The 16,579-nt window shown below is 72.1% G+C and carries 13 protein-coding genes; 1 reads left to right on the forward strand and 12 read right to left on the reverse strand.

Features of this window, described 5'->3' with window-relative positions:
* Positions 1-37: 37 nt before the first annotated feature.
* The 12 genes from ABD355_RS37545 to ABD355_RS37600 form a co-directional block, all read right to left on the reverse strand.
* Positions 38-1,501, reverse strand: a complete 1,464-nt coding sequence (locus ABD355_RS37545; protein WP_344405526.1) for a nitrosuccinate lyase — start codon at positions 1,499-1,501, stop codon at positions 38-40.
* Positions 1,498-3,507 (reverse strand): FAD/NAD(P)-binding protein, encoded by a 2,010-nt coding sequence (locus tag ABD355_RS37550; protein WP_344405528.1) that lies wholly within the window; start codon positions 3,505-3,507, stop codon positions 1,498-1,500. The genes ABD355_RS37545 and ABD355_RS37550 overlap by 4 nt, the downstream gene beginning before the upstream one ends.
* 150 nt (positions 3,508-3,657) lie before the next feature.
* Positions 3,658-4,800 carry an acyl-CoA dehydrogenase family protein gene (locus ABD355_RS37555; RefSeq protein ID WP_344405530.1) on the reverse strand — a complete coding sequence of 381 codons (1,143 nt, stop codon included), beginning with the start codon at positions 4,798-4,800 and terminating at the stop codon, positions 3,658-3,660.
* A 6-nt stretch (positions 4,801-4,806) separates the two neighbouring features.
* Positions 4,807-5,322, reverse strand: coding sequence for a PaaI family thioesterase (locus tag ABD355_RS37560; RefSeq protein WP_344405531.1), 516 nt, complete (start codon positions 5,320-5,322; stop codon positions 4,807-4,809).
* 143 nt (positions 5,323-5,465) lie between these two features.
* Positions 5,466-6,596, reverse strand: coding sequence for a diiron oxygenase (locus ABD355_RS37565; RefSeq protein ID WP_344405532.1), 1,131 nt, complete (start codon positions 6,594-6,596; stop codon positions 5,466-5,468).
* Positions 6,593-8,110 carry a class I adenylate-forming enzyme family protein gene (locus ABD355_RS37570; RefSeq protein WP_344405534.1) on the reverse strand — a complete coding sequence of 506 codons (1,518 nt, stop codon included), beginning with the start codon at positions 8,108-8,110 and terminating at the stop codon, positions 6,593-6,595. The genes ABD355_RS37565 and ABD355_RS37570 overlap by 4 nt, the downstream gene beginning before the upstream one ends.
* A 1-nt stretch (position 8,111) precedes the next feature.
* Positions 8,112-8,357: a phosphopantetheine-binding protein gene (locus ABD355_RS37575; RefSeq protein WP_344405535.1), complete on the reverse strand. Its 246-nt coding sequence runs from the start codon at positions 8,355-8,357 to the stop codon at positions 8,112-8,114.
* Positions 8,354-9,373, reverse strand: a complete 1,020-nt coding sequence (locus ABD355_RS37580; protein WP_344405536.1) for a hypothetical protein — start codon at positions 9,371-9,373, stop codon at positions 8,354-8,356. Before ABD355_RS37580 ends, ABD355_RS37575 begins: the two co-directional genes overlap by 4 nt.
* Entirely contained in the window at positions 9,370-9,627 is a 258-nt protein-coding gene (locus ABD355_RS37585; protein ID WP_344405537.1) for an acyl carrier protein, read from the reverse strand. Before ABD355_RS37585 ends, ABD355_RS37580 begins: the two co-directional genes overlap by 4 nt.
* Positions 9,624-11,294, reverse strand: a complete 1,671-nt coding sequence (locus ABD355_RS37590) for an AMP-binding protein (protein ID WP_344405538.1) — start codon at positions 11,292-11,294, stop codon at positions 9,624-9,626. The genes ABD355_RS37585 and ABD355_RS37590 overlap by 4 nt, the downstream gene beginning before the upstream one ends.
* A gap of 5 nt (positions 11,295-11,299) precedes the next feature.
* Entirely contained in the window at positions 11,300-12,898 is a 1,599-nt protein-coding gene (locus ABD355_RS37595) for a class I adenylate-forming enzyme family protein (RefSeq protein WP_344405541.1), read from the reverse strand.
* Between the two features lie 270 nt (positions 12,899-13,168).
* The gene (locus tag ABD355_RS37600; protein ID WP_344405543.1) at positions 13,169-13,996 is read right to left on the reverse strand and encodes an alpha/beta fold hydrolase; all 828 of its coding nucleotides are present in this window, start codon (positions 13,994-13,996) and stop codon (positions 13,169-13,171) included.
* 264 nt (positions 13,997-14,260) lie between these two features.
* Here ABD355_RS37600 and ABD355_RS37605 point away from each other — a divergent pair, with 264 nt between their 5' ends.
* Positions 14,261-16,510 (forward strand): MMPL family transporter, encoded by a 2,250-nt coding sequence (locus tag ABD355_RS37605; protein WP_344405544.1) that lies wholly within the window; start codon positions 14,261-14,263, stop codon positions 16,508-16,510.
* Positions 16,511-16,579: the final 69 nt, after the last annotated feature.

Genomic DNA, 16,579 nt, shown 5'->3' on the forward strand with positions numbered 1-16,579 from the left:
GCCGCCGTCCGAAGCCGGTCTGATGCGAGGACAGGCCCTAGCTGCGGACGTGCGGGCGGGTCTCGCGGTGCCGGGCGAGCACACGGTCCACGAGCGCGCCCGCGGCGCCGGTGTAGTGCTCGGGGGCGCACAGGGCACGCAGTGCGTCGGCGTCGTACAGGCCGGTGAGTTCGGGTGTCTCGGCCAGGACGTCCGCCAGGTGGCGGCCCTCGATCGCTGCCCGTGCGGAGGCGGTGGAGACGAGGGCCTTGGCGGGGGCCCGGCCGAGGTCGGGCCAGAGGGCCGCCGCGAGCCGTTCGGAGACCACCAGGCCGCCGGTGAGGGCGAGGTTGGCGCGCATCCGGCCCTCGTGCACGGTCAGGTCGGCGGCGAGTTCGGCCGCCGTGTGCGCGGCTCCGCCGGCCAGCCGCAGGGCGGCGCGCAGCGGCTCCCACTCGGCGTGCCAGGCGCCGGCAGGCCGCTCGTCGTCGGTGACGGCCGCGTGGGCAAGGGTGCCCGCGAGGCCTGGCAGTTGGTAGGCGGCGGACCGTAGGAGGGCGGCGAGGGCGGGGTTGCGCTTGTGCGGCATGGCGGAGGAGGTGCCGCGGCCCTCCGAGCCCGGTTCGGAGACCTCCGCGGTCTCGGTGCGCGACAGCAGCTGGACGTCGGCGGCGATGGTGCCGAGGACGGAGCCGGTGAGGGTGAGCGCCGCCGCCAGGTCGGCGAGCGGGGTGCGCACGGTGTGCCAGGGCACGGCCGGTGCGGCGAGGCCGAGTTCGGCGCCGTAGGCGGCGGGCAGTCGGCGGGTGTACTGGTCGAGGGCGTCCGGGGCGAGGCCCGCGACGACGCGCGCGTACTCGAGGTAGCCGGCCATCGTGCCGGCCGCACCGCCCAGTTGGACGGGCAGCCCGGTCGAGCGGACGCGGCGCAGCCGCTCGGAGGCGTCCATGACGCCCTGGAGCCAGCCGGCCGCCTTGAGCCCGAAGGTGGTGGGCACGGCGTGCTGGCCGAGGGTGCGCGCGGCCATCGGCGTGTCGCGGTGCCGTGCGGCGAGGGCGGCGAGCGCATCGGCGGTGCGGTCCAGGTCGGTGAGGATCAGCTCCACGGTGCGGGCCGCCACCAGCATCAGACCGGTGTCGAGGATGTCCTGGCTGGTGGAGCCCTGGTGCACGTACTGCGCGGCCTCGGGGTCCTTGCGGGCCACGGTCTCGCCGAGCACCCGGACGAGGGGGACGACCGGGTTGGCCGCGGCGCGGGCGGCGACGGCCAGGGCCCGCACGTCGAAGTGTTCCGCCCGGGCGGTGGCGGTGATGACGCCTGCGGCCCGCTCGGGCACGGTGCCGAAGCCGGCCTGGACACGGGCGAGGGCCGCCTCCGCGTCGAGCAGGGCCTGCAGACAGGCGGTGTCGTCCGTGGCGGCCTCCGCGGGCGAGCCGGCGCGCACCGGCGACAGCAGGCCGGTATCAGCCGGGGATGCCTCGCCGTACGGCGGTGGGGGCGCGGGTTCGTGGGTGGTGCTCACTCGGTCTCCTGAAGGGCTGTGAGCTCGGGCTCCCGGCGGAGTTGCGGGCCAGGGGCCAGGGGCAGTGCGGCGGCCGTGGGCGCGGGGACGGGTGCGGCCAGTGCGAGCAGTGCCAGGGCGATCGCGTCGGAGTCGCCGAGCGTCACCGAGTCGACGCCGGGCCGTACTCCGGCGGCGGTCACCCAGTGGACGGCCTCGGTCGGGACGCCGTAGGCGAAGCGGCGTGGATGCGGCCGGCCGTCGGCGGCCACCAGGTGGTAGGGGCGCCGGGTGACGGACAGGCCGCCGGTCTCGTGGTCGCCGTGCTCGGCATCGGCCACGACGAAGGGACGGCACTGGCCGGTGTCGGCCAGGTGGCGCAGCAGCGGGTCCGTGGTGTGGCGCAGGTCCGGCTCGGGCAGCCGGGCCTCGATCAGGCAGGTCGCCTCGACGCGGGAGCCGGGCACCTCGGCCGAGTCGACGACGAACACGCCGGCCCGCTCGTCGGTGCGCACGCGCATCCCCGGGCCCAGGACGTGCAGGACGCCCGCCTCGATGAGCGCGGTCATCTCCTCGATGCGGCTGGGCGGCGGGCCAATGGAAAGGAACGCGTTCAATGGCGTGTACCAGCGGTCCAGCTGCTCGCGGTGCGAGTGGCCGGTGAGCCCGCCGTGATCGATGAGGAGGCGGACCTCGTTGCGCAGGTCGCGCAGCACGTCGAGGGCGGCCTTGAGGGGGCCGTCGACGTTGCCGAGTTCGGACTCGGCGACATCGCGGCGCAGCGCGTCGAGCAGCCAGGAGCGCCAGTCATCGGGGCTCGAGAAGGCCTGGCCGCCGTAGGGGCGGGCGAGGAGCCGCCAGTCCCAGCGCTCGGTCGGCGCTATGCCGTACCGGTCGAGTACGGCGGCCTCCGCGGGGGTGTCCCAGCCGGTCGCGAGGGTGTCTTCGCGGAACGACCGGCTCACGCACACACACGAGCGGCGGGTCAGCAGGGCCGTGTAGTAGACGGTCTCGGCCTCTTTGGCGATCAGCGGCCACAGGTCGCGGACGAAGTCGAGTCCGCCCCGCTCGGCGGCCGCCCTGAGTTCGGCGACTTTGCCGAGGGTGAGCAGCAGTGGTTCGTGGCGGCCGTGGGCGCCCTTCTGGTTGCGGCCGCGGGAGTGGTACGGCACCCCGCGGCGCGAGCCCGCGTACAGGACCGGTTCGCGGCCCGAGGGACGGTAGACCAGCCGCTCGTCGTCGGCACGCTCGAACGTGCCGCCGCGGCCGGCGGTGAGCAGCGCCATGTGGTCGAAGAAGGTGAGACCGAGGCCGCGCAGGGCGACCGTCTCGCCGGGGGCCAGGTGGGACAGGTCCGTGTCGGCCGGGTTGACCGGAGGCACGTGGGTGAGGGAGTGGCGGCGGGCGAAGTCGGCCAGCCGCTCCTGGGTCTCGTCGGCGCGCCTCGGCAGATGGCCCTGCGCCATCACCACGGCGTCCAGGCCCTCGATGCGGGTGCCGTTGGCCAGTGTGACGCGCTGGAGGCCGTCCGGCCGGTCCTGCAGCCGGACGGCGCGCAGGGGGTGGACCACGACGCTGACGTGCGCTGGAGCGGTGCGTACCACCCGTGCGAACACCCAGCGCAGGTAGTGGCCGTAGAAAGCGCGGGTCGGATAGGAGTCGGGAGTCAGATCGCGGGCCTCGGCGAGCACCTGGTCGTCGAGGACGTCGTCGGCCGCCGGCTCGCCCATGAGCACGAGGGAGCGCGCCCACTCGTAGAGGCTGGGGCCGGGCGCGAGTTCGCCCGCCATCTGCACGCTCGGGTCGGTGAACAGGGTGACCTGTGAGGCGACGGTGTTCATCAGGAGGTGGTGCGACTGGTCGGTGCGCCAGACCCGGCCGGCACCGGGTCTGCAGGGGTCGACGACGTGGACCACCACCTCGGTGCCCAGGGCCCGTTCGCGGGCGTTGGCGCACAGCCGCTCCAGGACCGACAGGCCGCGAGGGCCGGCACCGATGACGCAGACTTCGAGCTGCCTTTCGCTCACTGGTTATCCGTTTCGCTGGGAAGTGGGGCGCGCACGGCTCGTCGGGGAGCCGGAGGGCCGGGGCATGGCTGCCGGGCGGGCGCGGGAGGGGGCCGGGGGCCGGAGGGGCCCGTTGTCGCAGGGACCGGGCGCCGGGCCGGACGGCCGTGGTCAGACACCGAGGTCGCGGCCGATGATCTCCTTCATGATCTCGTTCGTGCCGCCGTAGATCGGGTGCACGCGGTTGTCCACGAACGCCTTGGCCACCGGTGTCTCGCGCATGAAGCCGTAGCCGCCGTGCAGTTGGACGCAGCGGTCGAGCACCCGGCGCTGGACGTCGGTGGCCCACCACTTGGCCTTGGCGGCGGCGACCGCGTCGAGGCGGCCGGCGTTGTGCTCGGCGACGGCCCGGTCGACGTAGGTGCGCGCCACGTCCAACTCGGTGGCCATCTCGGCGAGTTCGAAGCGGACGTGCTGGAAGGCACCGATCGGCTGCCCGAAGGCGGTACGGCTCTTGCAGTACTCCAGGGTCTGGGCGAAGGCGGTCTCGGCGGCAGCCACGGCGTAGGCGGCGATGCCGAGGCGCTCCTGCGGGAGGTTGGCTGCGAGGTGCAGGAAAGCCCGGCCGGGCCGGCCGAGCAGATTGGCGGCCGGGACCCGGACGTCGTCGAAGAACAGCTCGGCCGTGTCCTGTGCGGCCATGCCGATCTTCTCCAGCTTGCGGCCGCGGGTGAAGCCGGGCATGTCGCGCTCGACCACGAGCAGGCTCAGGCCGCGCGCACCCTGGCCCGGCTGGGTGCGGGCCACCACGACGACCAGGTCCGCGTGGATGCCGTTGGTGATGAACGTCTTGGCGCCCTTGAGGACGTAGTCGTCGCCGTCGCGGAACGCGGTGGTGCGGATGGACTGCAGATCGCTGCCGGCCTCCGGCTCGGTCATCGCGATGGCGGTGATCAGTTCGCCCGAGCAGAAACCGGGCAGCCAGCGCTGCTTCTGCTCGTCCGTGGCGAGGTCGAGAAGGTAGGGGGCGACCACGTCGTTGTGCAGCGCGAAGCCGATGCCGGTGGCGCCGACGCGCATGATCTCCTCGCTGATGATGACCTGGTAGCGGAAGTCGCGCACGCCTCCACCGCCGTACTCCTCGGGCACGTCGATGCCGAGCAGGCCGAGCTTGCCGGCGCTGCGCCACACCTCACGGTCGACGAGTCCGGCACGCTCCCAGTCGGCGTGACGGGGCACGATCTCGTGTTCCACGAAGTCGCGCACCATTGCCTGGAAGTCGCGGTGTTCCTGGAGGAGTTCGGTGTCACGCACGCCCCCTCACCCCGCCGTCCGGCCGACGGCGGCCGACGCCGTGCGGTGGATGATCTGCTCCACGGTGCCGGTGCAGGCGCGGGTGCCGTGCTGCGCGAAGCGGACCTCGGCGACCGCGCGCCGGGTGGAGCAACTGGTCAGCTCCGTCTCGATGGTGACAGGACCGGGAATCAACGGTGCGTGGTAGTCGACCGAGAGGCCGGCGGTGAGGAAGCCGGAGCCGTCCGGGATCGCGGACAGCATCACCAGTCCGGCGAAGTGGTCGACCAGGCAGGCGATCCAGCCGCCGAAGACGACACCGGGGGTGAGCGTCAGGTCCTCGTCGAACGCGGTCTCACAGGTGATCAGGCCCGGCAGCCACGAGGTGGCGGGCGGCAGCGCGAGCGTGCGGGCCGCCGGCGGATCGGCCACGGTGCCGTCGGCCAGTCCGGTGAGCACACGGCGACCGCTGGTGTCCGCCCCGGCCGGCGCGAACCCGCGCAGCCGGGTGGGACGAGCGGGTGGCGGGGTGGTTTCGAGCATGCTGGCATCTCCGCGTTTCCAGGGAACAAAAGGGCCGCGCTGTACGAAGGGGCGGTGAAGGGCGGTGTAGGAGTCGGGCCGTGCCGGCGGGACGCCGCCGCTCCCGGAGCCGGGGGACGTACTCCGGGGCGGCGGCGCCCGGTTCAGAGGGCGGGAGCCGTGCCGTCGGACGGTGCGTCGCCGCCAAGGTCGATGACGTTGCGGATGTCCCGGCGGCGCTGCTCCATCTCGTACTTCGTGAGCGCGTCGACGGCGGCCCTGTCGTCGAGCGCGCGCAACGCCTCCTCGTCCACCTCGTGGAAGCCGAGGACGCCCATCCTGGCCAGCGCCTCCTGCACCCGGGGACCGAACATCCCGATCTCCTTCAGACCCGGCACGATCCGCATGAAGACCAGGCGCCGGAACTCCCTCTTGGCGGGCGAGCGCCGCGACGCCTTGATCGCCTCCTCGCCGTACCCGAGTGTGTTCCAGATCTCGTCGTCGACATATCGGTCGCGCAGTGCCCAGCAGCCCTCGACGACGAAGTCCTCGCGCTCCTTGAGCTCGGCCTCGGACAGCTGCGGGTAGTACTCCCGCAGCAGCAGCCGCCCGAACGCCACGTGCCGGGCCTCGTCGCGCGCGACATACGCGCTGAACGCCCGCGCCAGCGGGTCCTTCAGCCGCTCGCGGTGCACGCCGAACGTGGCCAGGCCCATGTTCTCGACGAGGATGTGCGCCGCGAGGACGCCGAAGTCCCAGCGTGGTTCGCGCATCGCCTGCTCGAACATCGCGGAGATCGACGGCGAGAGGCCGTAGCGCAGGCCGATCTTGGTGTGCAGGAACCGGTTGAAGCCCTCCACGTGGCGGGCCTCGTCCATCATCTGTGTGGCGGCGTACAGCTTGGAGTCCAGGTCCTCCACGGTGAGCAGGATCTTGCCGACCGCGATCAGGGCGGCCTGCTCCGAGTGCAGGAACTGCGAGTACAGCCAGCCGCTGCTGTGCCGCCGTACCACGCGCCGCTCGCTCTCCGGCAGCCGGTCCCACAGCTTGGACCCGGCGATGGAGATGAACTCGTCGGGCAGGCCGAGCGGGTCGTCCGGGTCCGTCTCGTGGTCCCAGTCGAGCCGTTCGTCCATGTCCCACTGGCGCTGCTTGCCCTGCTTGTACAGCCGTACCAGCTTGTCGTTGCGCTGGTCGTAGTCCCACTGGATGACGGCGTTGCCGTGCACCGGGACGGCCCACTCGCCGGCGAGGTCCGTCAGGACCTCGGGGCGGGTGTATTCGGTGGTGGTCATGCGGTGTGCTCCCTGTCGGCGGTGAGCGTCTGATGGGCGGTCTCGCGCAGCCGGGTGCGCAGCGCCTTGCCCGCCGGATTGCGCGGGATGCGCTCCACGGGCAGGAAGTGGGTGGGTCGTTTGTAGGGAGCGAGCCCGTCGACGCACAGCTGGAGCAGCTCGCTCTCGTCGAACCGGTCGGCCTCGACGGGCTGCACGAACGCCACGGGTGTCTGCCCCCACAGGTCGGACGGCAGGGGTACGACGACGACGTCGGCGACGTTCGGCGACTGCCGCAGCACGTGCTCGATCTCGGCCGGGTAGACGTTCTGCCCCCCGCGCAGGATCAGGTCGTTGCGCCGGTCGACGACCCAGACCCGGCCGCCCGCGTCGACGCAGCCCAGGTCATGGGTGTTGAGCCAGCCGTCGCGCAGCACGTCGTCGGTGGCCTCCGGGTTCTTCCAGTACGTCTGCATCAGGCCGTCGCCGCTGACCTGGAGCTCGCCGACGGTGCCCGCGGGCACCTCGCGCCCGTCCTCGCCGGTGACGCGCAGCCCGGCGCCGAGCATCGGCACCCCCACGCAGACGGCTCCGGGCACGGGAGGTTCGCCGACGCAGGTGCCCGGGCGGAGCGTGAGGACGGGGCCGCCGCCCTCGGTGATCCCGAAGATGGTCTGCAGCTCCACGCCGAGCCGCTCCCGTGCCTCGCGGGCCAGTTCCTCCGGCATCGGCGCGGCGCCGTGCAGCAGCAGCCGCAGCCGGGACAGATCCGTGCCGGCCAGGCTCTTGGTCTGCAGCAGCAGCCGGACCATGGACGGGACGAGGAAGGCGTGCTCCACCTCCCAGCGTTCCAGGGCGGCCAGACAGCCCTGCGGGGTGAAGCGGTCCAGGACGCAGACCGTGCCGCCCGCGGCCAGGTGGTCCAGGGCGATCACCACGCTGCCGTGGAACAGCGGCCCGGCGTTGAGGAAGGCGGTGCCGGGGGCCGGGCGCACGTCGGCGAGCCAGGACAGGGCGTTGATCTGCAGCGAGCGCTGGTCGACGACGACGCCCTTGGCGCGCCCGGTCGTCGCCGAGGTGTGCAGGATGAGTACCGGGTCGGCCATGCCGCTGCCCGGCTCCATGGTGAACTCGGCGTCCTCGTCGGGCAGTTCGGGGATCGTCGCGACGTCGGTGACGGGCAGCCCCGGGTACAGGTCGCCCAGGCGGGCCGCGAAGCCCGCCTCGGCGACCGCCGCGGACGGCTCCACCGACTCCATGATCGCGCCGATCTCGGGGTCGGTCAGCGCCGGGTTGACCGGCACTGCGACCAGGCCGGCCGCAGCGCAGGCGAAGTAGGTCTCCAGCACCTCGACACGGTTGCCGCTGAGCACCAGGACGCGGCTGCCGGGCAGCGTGTCGTGGCGCAGTCGGCAGGCCAGCGCCCGCACATCGCGGTGCAGCTCACGCCAGCTGACGTCACGCCGGCCGTCGCGCAGGGCGAGGGCGTCGGGGTCCCGGTCGAGTCCGCGGCGCACCACATGGTTGAGCCACATGTCAGTCCGCCTCCGCCCCGATCAGCGCGGCGACGGCGCGCACCGACGTGAGCCCGAGGAGTTCCTCGTCCGCCAGGGGACGGCCGAGCTCCTCCTCCAGGCTCAGCGCGATCCGGATCAGCTCGCCGGAGCCGATGCCCGCCTGCGCGAAGTCGTCGTCGCCGCCGAGGCGGTCCAGCAGAGCGGGGTGGTCGAGGCTCGCCTTGATCAGGGTGCGTACGGCGTCCAGGGAGTGTGTGGCGGTCATGCGGTCCTCCTCGGGCGGGCGCCGACGCCGACCATGGCCCAGTAGGGGGCGGGTTCACCGTCGAAGTACACGAGAGGTTCGGCGCTGTCGGTGCGGCAGGGCAGGAGCCGGTTGAAGCGGCTGCCGAAGCAGGCGGCTGCGAACTCGGGGGACTCGGCGACCCCGCGCTCGTCGCCGACGGTGGCGACGAAGGCGAAGACCGGGTCGAGCGACTTGTGCACGCCGTCCTCGACGACGTCGCACCAGGCGTGGTCGCTGCCGAAGAGCCCGAGGAGGTAGCCACGCCGGGCGGTGGCCTCCAGGCCGGTGGCCCGCAGCCGGTCGGCCAGCAGCCGCGAGGCGACCACGCAGTCGGCGATGCCGAGTTCCCAGGCCCGGTGGTGGTCGGCGCGCAACGGCTCGGGCACCGTCTGGTAGATCACGCGGCGCGTGGCGAGGGCGTCGACGACCTCGGCCCACACCTCGTGGATGCGCGGGTCGCGCACCGACTGCTCGGTGCCGGTGAGGCGGATGGCCGCCTCGTAGCCGGACGTGCGCAGCGGCTCGTCGAACGGTCCGCCGGAGAGCAGTTCCACGCCGGGCGCGTTCAGGTCGGGGACCCGGACGGTGACTTCGAGCCGTCCGTCGTCGGCGCCGGGGGCCTCCGCTCCCTCGCCGCCGGCCGTACGGGACGGGTGGACGCCGAGCTCCCAGTCGCGGGGCGCGAACCAGCTGGCCCGTGGCGAGGCCGCGAAGCGCATCAGGAAGCGCAGCCCGAGCTCGGGCACCGTCTGGCCGGTGCCGCAGAACATGCCCACGTTCATCAGGTCGTCGTAGTCGAACAGCGGTCCGTGCTCGGAGTCGACGCGGTGCGGGAACCCCTCGACGGCCAGCCGGGCGACCTGTTCGGGGGCGGCGCGCAGGGCACGCGCCGCGGTCGCGGTGTCGGTGTCGTAGCGGGCGATGTCGGGCGGCGCGGGCTTGAACCGGTCCAGCGCGCCGAGCAGTGCATGGGACTCGGCGGTCTCCACGGTCATATGCTGCTGCCCTCCCGCGCCAGCTCGGCCACGAAGTCGGCGAGTTCACGCACGGTCGCGGTCTCGAACAGGAAGTCGTCGGGGATGACGACGCCGCACTCGTCCTCGATCTCGGTGATGGCGCGCAGGGCCTTCACGGACTCGATGCCCGGCACGGCCGAGAGCGCCTTGTCGGGGTCGACGGACGACTCGGCGACGCCCGCCTGTGCGGCCAGGGCCCGTACGACGATGTCCAGGGTCGCGGTGACGTTCACGAGTGCTGTCCTTCCGATGCGGTGGTCAGAGACTGGTGCTGCCGGTAGAGGTCGGCCGCGCCGGAGCGCTTGACCTTTCCGGAGCTGGTGAAGGGGAGGGTCTGGGGGGAGACCGCGAGGGTCTCCACGGCGGTGAGGCCGAGGTGTTCGGCCAGCCGGGTGCGGATGGCCTCGCCGACGGCGGCGGCTGTGTCGGCGTCGAGCTTCGTCTCCCAGATGACCACCATGCGTTCCTCTCCGTCTTCGTCCCAGGCGAAGGCGGCACAGTGCCGGCGGTCGACTCCGGGCGTGGACTTGACGACTTCTTCGACGTCCTCGGCGTAGTAGTTCTGGCCGCGGACGACGGCCATCGCCTTCAGACGGCCCATGACGTACAGCTCGCCGTCCCGCAGGAAGCCGATGTCGCCGGTGCGCAGCAGCCCGTCCGGGGTGAACGGCTGCTGCTCGGCGGGCAGTCCGAGGTAGCCGGAGGTCACCGGCCCGCCGCCGATCTGCACCTCGCCCACGACGCCCTCGTCGAGCGGGGTGCCCTCGGCGTCGCCGATACGCAACCGGAGGCCCTGGACGGGGATGCCGCAGGAGACGACGGTGCGGGTGGTGGGGCCGGGCGCGGCGGCTTCCTTGACCTGGTCGCCGATGGACAGGCTGGAGCGCTCCACCTCCAGGCTGCGGTACGCGGATCCCGGCACTCCGGTGCTGACGATCAGGGTGGCCTCGGCGAGGCCGTAGTTGGGCTGGACGACCTGGGGGCGCAGTCCGTGGGGGGCGAACGTCCGCTGGAACGCCTCCAGGCTGGAGCGGCGCACCGGTTCGGAGCCGTTGCCGCCGTAGCGCCAGGCCGACAGGTCGAGGCCGTCGGGGATGCCCTTGGAGGCCGCCGCGACCAGGTAGTCGTAGAAGAAGTTCGGCGCCGGCATGATCGTGGAGCGGGAGGCGGCGAATTCGGCGAGCCACTGCAGCGGACGGCGCACGAAGTCGCCCGGCTGCCAGAGTGTGATCGTGGAGCCCCTGCGCAGCGCGGCGAGCAGCGTGAACAGGCCCATGTCGTGGAAGAGCGGCAGCCACTCACCGAGCCGGTCCTCAGGCGTCCACCGGGTGCCGGCCTCGATCGCGTCGAGCCCGGCCGAGACGTTGTCGTGGCTCACCACGACGCCCTTGGGTGCCGAGGTGCTGCCGGAGGTGTACTGGATGACCGCGGGGGCGCGGCCGCCGCCCTGCGGGGCGGGCAACTCCCCGCAGCCGGCGGGTGGTTCGGCGATGTCGATGAACGGGACGTCCGGTACGGCGCCCGCGACGCGGGAGACGATACGGCCGCCGAGGCTGCCGTCCACGAGCATCGCGTCCAGCGATGCGTCGTCCGCGATGCGCCGGACGTGGGCGGCGTAGGCGTCGGCACCGCCGAAGGCCACCGGGAGCGCCAACGGTACGGCCGCCGCGTCGAGGCGGAGCGTGGCGAGCAGTCCGCGTACCCACGGCTCGCCGTTGGCCATGAGCAGGCCCACGCGGCGCGGGGCGCGGCCGCCGCACTCGGCGAGCACGGCGCCGGCGGTGCGCTCGGCGCGGGCGAACAGGGCGGCACCCGAGACGGGTTCCTCCGAACGCGAGGGGGTGTGCAGCCGGGTGTCCTCGCGCAGGCCACGGACGAGTTCGTGCCAGAGGTGGGTCATCGTGGTCAGGCCTCCTTCCGGGCGGTGGCGGTGCGCTGGATACGGCCGGCCAGCTTGCGGCGCAGTACGGACCTGCGGACCTTGTAGGAGCCGGTCACGGGCATGGCCTCCCACTCCCAGAAGCGCACCTGGAGGTCGGGCAGGCCGGCCTCGGCGGCGACGGCGCGGAACCGCTCCGGGTCGGGCGTGGTGCCCGGGCGCGGACAGGCCACGGCGAACACGGAGCTGTCGTCCTCGTCCTTGACCAGGACCAGTTCGACGAGTTCGGGCATGGCCTCCAGCAGCTGGTCCTCCTTCTCCAGGAGGCTGCCGACGCCGTCGACGTGTTCGACGATGCGGTCGAGGAGTTCCAGTGAGCCGTCGTCGAGCAGGCGGCCGATGTCGCCCATGGGCCACCAGGCGTCCTCGGGCGGCATGGGGCCGCCGCCGACGTAGCCGCGCATGCGGCCGGGGGAACGGGTCTCTATGAAGCCGGGCGTGTTCGCCGGCTGCCGTACGCCGTTCTCGTCGACGATGCGGATCTCCATCCCGCCGCCGGAGTGGCCCACGTTGCGCGGCGAGTAGGCGGCGGACTCCTCGCGGGTGACGATGCGCAGGCAGATGGGGCCCGACTCGGTCTGGCCGTACGCCTGGAAGTAGTGCGCGCGCGGGTGTTCCGAGGCGCCCAGCAGGGTGCGCACGGTACGCGGGTGCATCGCGTCGAAGGTGCTGATGAACCGCTCGACGTGCCGGAAGGGCCGGTCCGGGTCGTGGGCCAGGGACTCCCACTGGATGTAGACGTTCGGGTGGGTCTCGATGGAGGTCGGGCGGTGCTCCAGCATCAGGCGCTTGACGTTCGCCGGGTCCGGGTCGGCGATGGCCAGCGCGGGCATCGCGGTCTCCAGCGAGGCGAGCGTGCCGGCACAGGTGCGGGCGTGCACGAAGGAGAGGTGCTTGGCGTTCAGGTCCTGCGGCGAGTACTGGTCGCGGAAGATCATGATCATCGGCGCGACCATGCCGAACAGCGAACGAGTGGAGTGCGCGGCCATCTTGGGCGCACCGGTGGTGCCGGACGAGTGGGTGATGACGAACCACTCGTCCTCGTCCCGCGGATCAGCGGTATGGGCGATCCGCTCCTGCAGCGGTACGACCCAGTTCTCTTCCGCCTCTTCCAGGCACAGCACGTTGCGGGTCAACTGCCGCAGCGCGTGCCGGTGTTCGACGAGCCGGGACAGCCCGAAGGAGTCGACGAGGAGGTAGGGGTTCTCGAGCCGTGCGAAGCACTCCAGGAGCTCTCCGGTCTCCATGGCGGAGGAGAGCAGGGCGGGCAGCGCGCCGATCTTGCCGAGGGCGCACATGACGCCCTCGACCTCGATGTGGTTGCGCTGCACCACGGCGACGACGTCCCCGCGGCGGATTCCCCCGGCCCAGAGCCGGTCGGCGTAGTCGTCGATCGCCCGGGCGAACTCGCCGAAGTTGCGGACCGGACCGTCGTAGGTGCGCCACGGTGTGTCGGAGAGGAAGGGAGTGTCGGGGTACTTCTCGGCCGCGATGGTCGGGAGGATCCCGAGGGGCGCGGTCGGCTCGGGGACGACATCGAGCTTGAGTGCGGATATGTCGGGCATGACGGTTCCCTCTGCTCGGCCTGGCGATGACGTGCGGGCAGCGCAAACGCGCCCGGGTGGCGCTGTTGCGTGTGCGTGGGGGGAGGGCCGGATCCGCTCACCGCGGCGGTGGCGTCCGACATCAGACAAGAGACCGAATCCCGCCCATGCACTCCACCGGAATCCAAGATTTTCCGGAAGCCCGCATTCCCCGGCCCCGACCGGCCCGGCGGCCCGTCCGGCGTCGCACACGCCGGGCCCGGGCGCGTGCGACGATTCCGTGACCGGGTGTCAGTGGCGGTCGGAGAAGAGGTTCATCGCCTCCGTGGCCACCAGGTCGGGGCGTTCCTCATGGAGGTAGTGGCCTGCGCCGGGGATCACCTTGACGCGGAGGTCGTCCGCGTGGCGGCCTGCTTCCGTGATGACGCCGGGCGGGAGCATGAAGTCCCGCTCGCCCGCGAGGACCACCGTCGGTGTGGTCAGACGCAGCCTCTTGTAGCGGCCCAGGAGCAGCTTGGCGATGTCCCGCAGTGCGAAGGCTCGGTGCAGGGCCTCACCGGCCCGCGCCCGCCCGGGCTCCTGGCTGGAGCGCACGAACTCGTCCATCGCGGTCGGCGTCCACACCGCCTGGTCGACCACGCCCTTGCGCATCAAGTAGCGCGTGAATCCCGGGCGGTTGCGCAGCATCCAGCGGCCCAGCAGCGGCTGCTCCAGCAGCGCCGTGTACCAGAACCGCCAGGACTGCGGCATCAGCCGGTGGTGCCGCGGCCAGGGGTGCATCATGTTCAGCGCCAGGTAGTGCCGGATCCGCTCCGGCGCTTGGAGACAGACGTGGAATCCGGTCCACGCACCCCAGTCGTGCCCGATGAGGCGGACCTGCTTCAGGCCCAGTTCGTCGAGGAGGGCGAGTACGTCGGCCACCCTGCTGTCGGTGTCGTAGCCCTTGGCCGGCGCGTCGGACCACCCGAAGCCGCGCTGGTCCACGCACAGCAGCCGGTACCGGTCGGACAGCAGCGGGACAAGCCGCCGCCAGCCGTACCAGTGCTGCGGGAAGCCGTGCAGCAGCACGACCGGTTCACCTTCTCCCACCTCCGCGACGTGCAGCCGTACACCGCGCACGCTGACATGGTGATGTCGGACTCCTGCCAGTCGGGGCATGGGCGGGGTGCTGTTCTCCACGGTGTCCACGGCGGCTCCAGGGGGGTGCTCTGCTTACTGGTCGGTCTGTCAGGAGTCGCCGGATGTACGAAAGGTTCCGTCCGATCGCCCACTCGATCCGTGCGAAGACGTACGGGAAGACGTACGGAACGTTTCGGCGCCCCGCCTCCTCCTGATCCAGCGTGGCTCGTTGGAGCCGACTGGCCCTCAACAGAGGAGAAGACCGTGACAAGCAGGCGAGGCCTGGCCCAGGCCGCCGGGCACTGGAGTGCTACGCACCGATGGGCGGCCGTGTTGCTGTGGCTGGCGTTCGTCGTCATGGCCACCGTGGGCGGCGGCATGGTCACCCAGCAGGAGCCGACCCCCGCCGAGCTCACCAACGGCGAGGCGCGGCACGCGGAACGGATTCTGGACGACGCCGGGCTGACCCTCCCCGCGCACGAGGTCGTGTTCGTCCACAGCGACAGGGCGACCGCGGACTCCGCGGAGTTCCGGACCGCCGTCACCGACGTCGTGCAGCGCATCAAGGGCACGGGCAAGGTGCGCGACGTGCTGTCGCCGTTCGACGCGGCGGGCGCCGCGGCCGTTTCTGCAGACCGGCACAGCGCCCTGGTGCAGTTCGACATGGCGGGTGACGCCGTCAAGGCCAAGGAGGAGGTACAGCCGGTCCTGGACGCCGTGGCGAAGGCGGACAAGTCCCATCCCGCCATCGATGTCGAGCAGTTCGGCGAGGCCTCGTTCGCCCATAAATACGAGGAAAAGCTGCACTCCGACTACACGAACGCCGAGACCATCTCCTTCCCAGTGACGCTCGGCATCCTGCTGGTGGCCTTCGGAGCGCTGGTCGCCGCCCTGCTCCCGGTGGTGCTCGCGATCACCGCGGTGGTCGCCGCCGGCGGTCTGCTCACCCTCAGCAGCCACCTGGTGCACATCGACCAGAACGGCAGCTCCGTGATGTCACTCATCGGCATCGCCGTCGGCGTCGACTACTCACTGTTCTACATCCGCCGGGTGCGCGAGGAGCGGGCGCGCGGCAACACCACGCAGGCGGCGGTGAGTGCGGCGGCCGCCACCTCCGGCCGGTCCGTCGTCGTCTCGGGCCTGACCGTCGTCGTCTCCCTGGCCGGGCTCTTCCTGTCGGGCAACGGCATCTTCTACGGCATGGCGACCGCGACGATCATCGTGGTGGCGGTGGCGGTGCTCGGCTCGGTGACGGTGCTGCCCGCACTGCTCTCGCTGCTCGGGCACCGGATCGACAAGGGCAGGGTGCCCCTGCTGCCGCGGATGCGGGTGGACGACGAGGACACGGGCCGTCGCGGCTTCTGGGGTGTCGTGCTCGGCGCCGTACTGCGTCGTCCCGCCGTGTCGCTGGTGCTCTGCGGCGGCGCGCTGGTGGCCCTGGTCGCCCCGGGCTTCTCGCTGCACACCTCCGACCCGGGCGTGAGCGACCTGTCGGCCAAGAGCCTGCCGGTACTGCGGACGTACGAGCGCATCCAGGAGGCGTTCCCCGGCTCGTCGACACCGGCCAAGGTCGTGGTCAAGGCCGACGGCCTGGACAAAGCCGCGGGCCAAGCGGCGCTGAAGAGGTTCACCGAGGCGGCCGCTTCCACGCCGGGGCTGAGCGGCCCGGTCACCTACCGCGTCTCGGACGACGGCAAGGTCGGTGTCGCCACCGTCGGCCTGGCCGGCACCGGCACGGACGAGACGTCCGTACACGCGCTGAAGACCCTGCGCGACAAGGTCCTGCCGGCGACCTTCGGCACCGTGGCGGGGGCCGATGTCGCCGTCGGCGGAACCACCGCGGCCTCGGTCGACACCAACGCGAACCTCTCGGACCGGGCTCCTTGGGTGGCGGGCTTCGTGCTGCTGTTCACCTTCGCGGTGATGCTGGTCTCGTTCCGGTCGCTCGTGGTGGCCGGGTTCACGCTGGTGCTCAACCTTCTGTCGGTGGGCGCCGCCTACGGCATCGTGGTGCTCGTCTTCCAGCGCGGCTGGGGCGAGGGCCTGCTCGGCTTCACCAGCACGGGCGGGATCGCCTCGTGGGTGCCGCTGTTCATGTTCGTCTTCCTGTTCGGCCTGTCGATGGACTACCACGTGTTCGTCGTCAGCCGCATACGTGAGGGCCACGACCGCGGGCTGTCCACCGCCCGGGCCATCGAACAGGGCATCAAGGGGACGGCCGGTGTGGTCACCGGCGCGGCCGTGGTGATGGTCGCGGTGGCGGGCGTGTTCGGCATGCTGCCGCAACTGTCGATGAAGGAGTCGGGCGTGGGCATGGCCACGGCCGTGCTGGTCGACGCGACGTTCATCCGCATCGTGCTGCTGCCGGCCACGATGAAGCTGCTGGGTGATGCCAACTGGTACCTGCCGAGGTGGCTGCGGTGGCTGCCGGCCGGTTTCGCCGAGCCGTCCGCCGAATCCACCGTGACGCCCACGCGGCCCGCCGACCGGGAAACCCTCCCGACCGGCGCCTGACCGTCGTCGTACGGCCCGCAGACACACCGATGCCGCCGGATTCCCGGCGGCATCGGTGTGTCCTCGGTG

Origin of the sequence: Streptomyces longisporus (assembly GCF_039532765.1) — a bacterium.
Classification (GTDB): domain Bacteria; phylum Actinomycetota; class Actinomycetes; order Streptomycetales; family Streptomycetaceae; genus Streptomyces; species Streptomyces longisporus.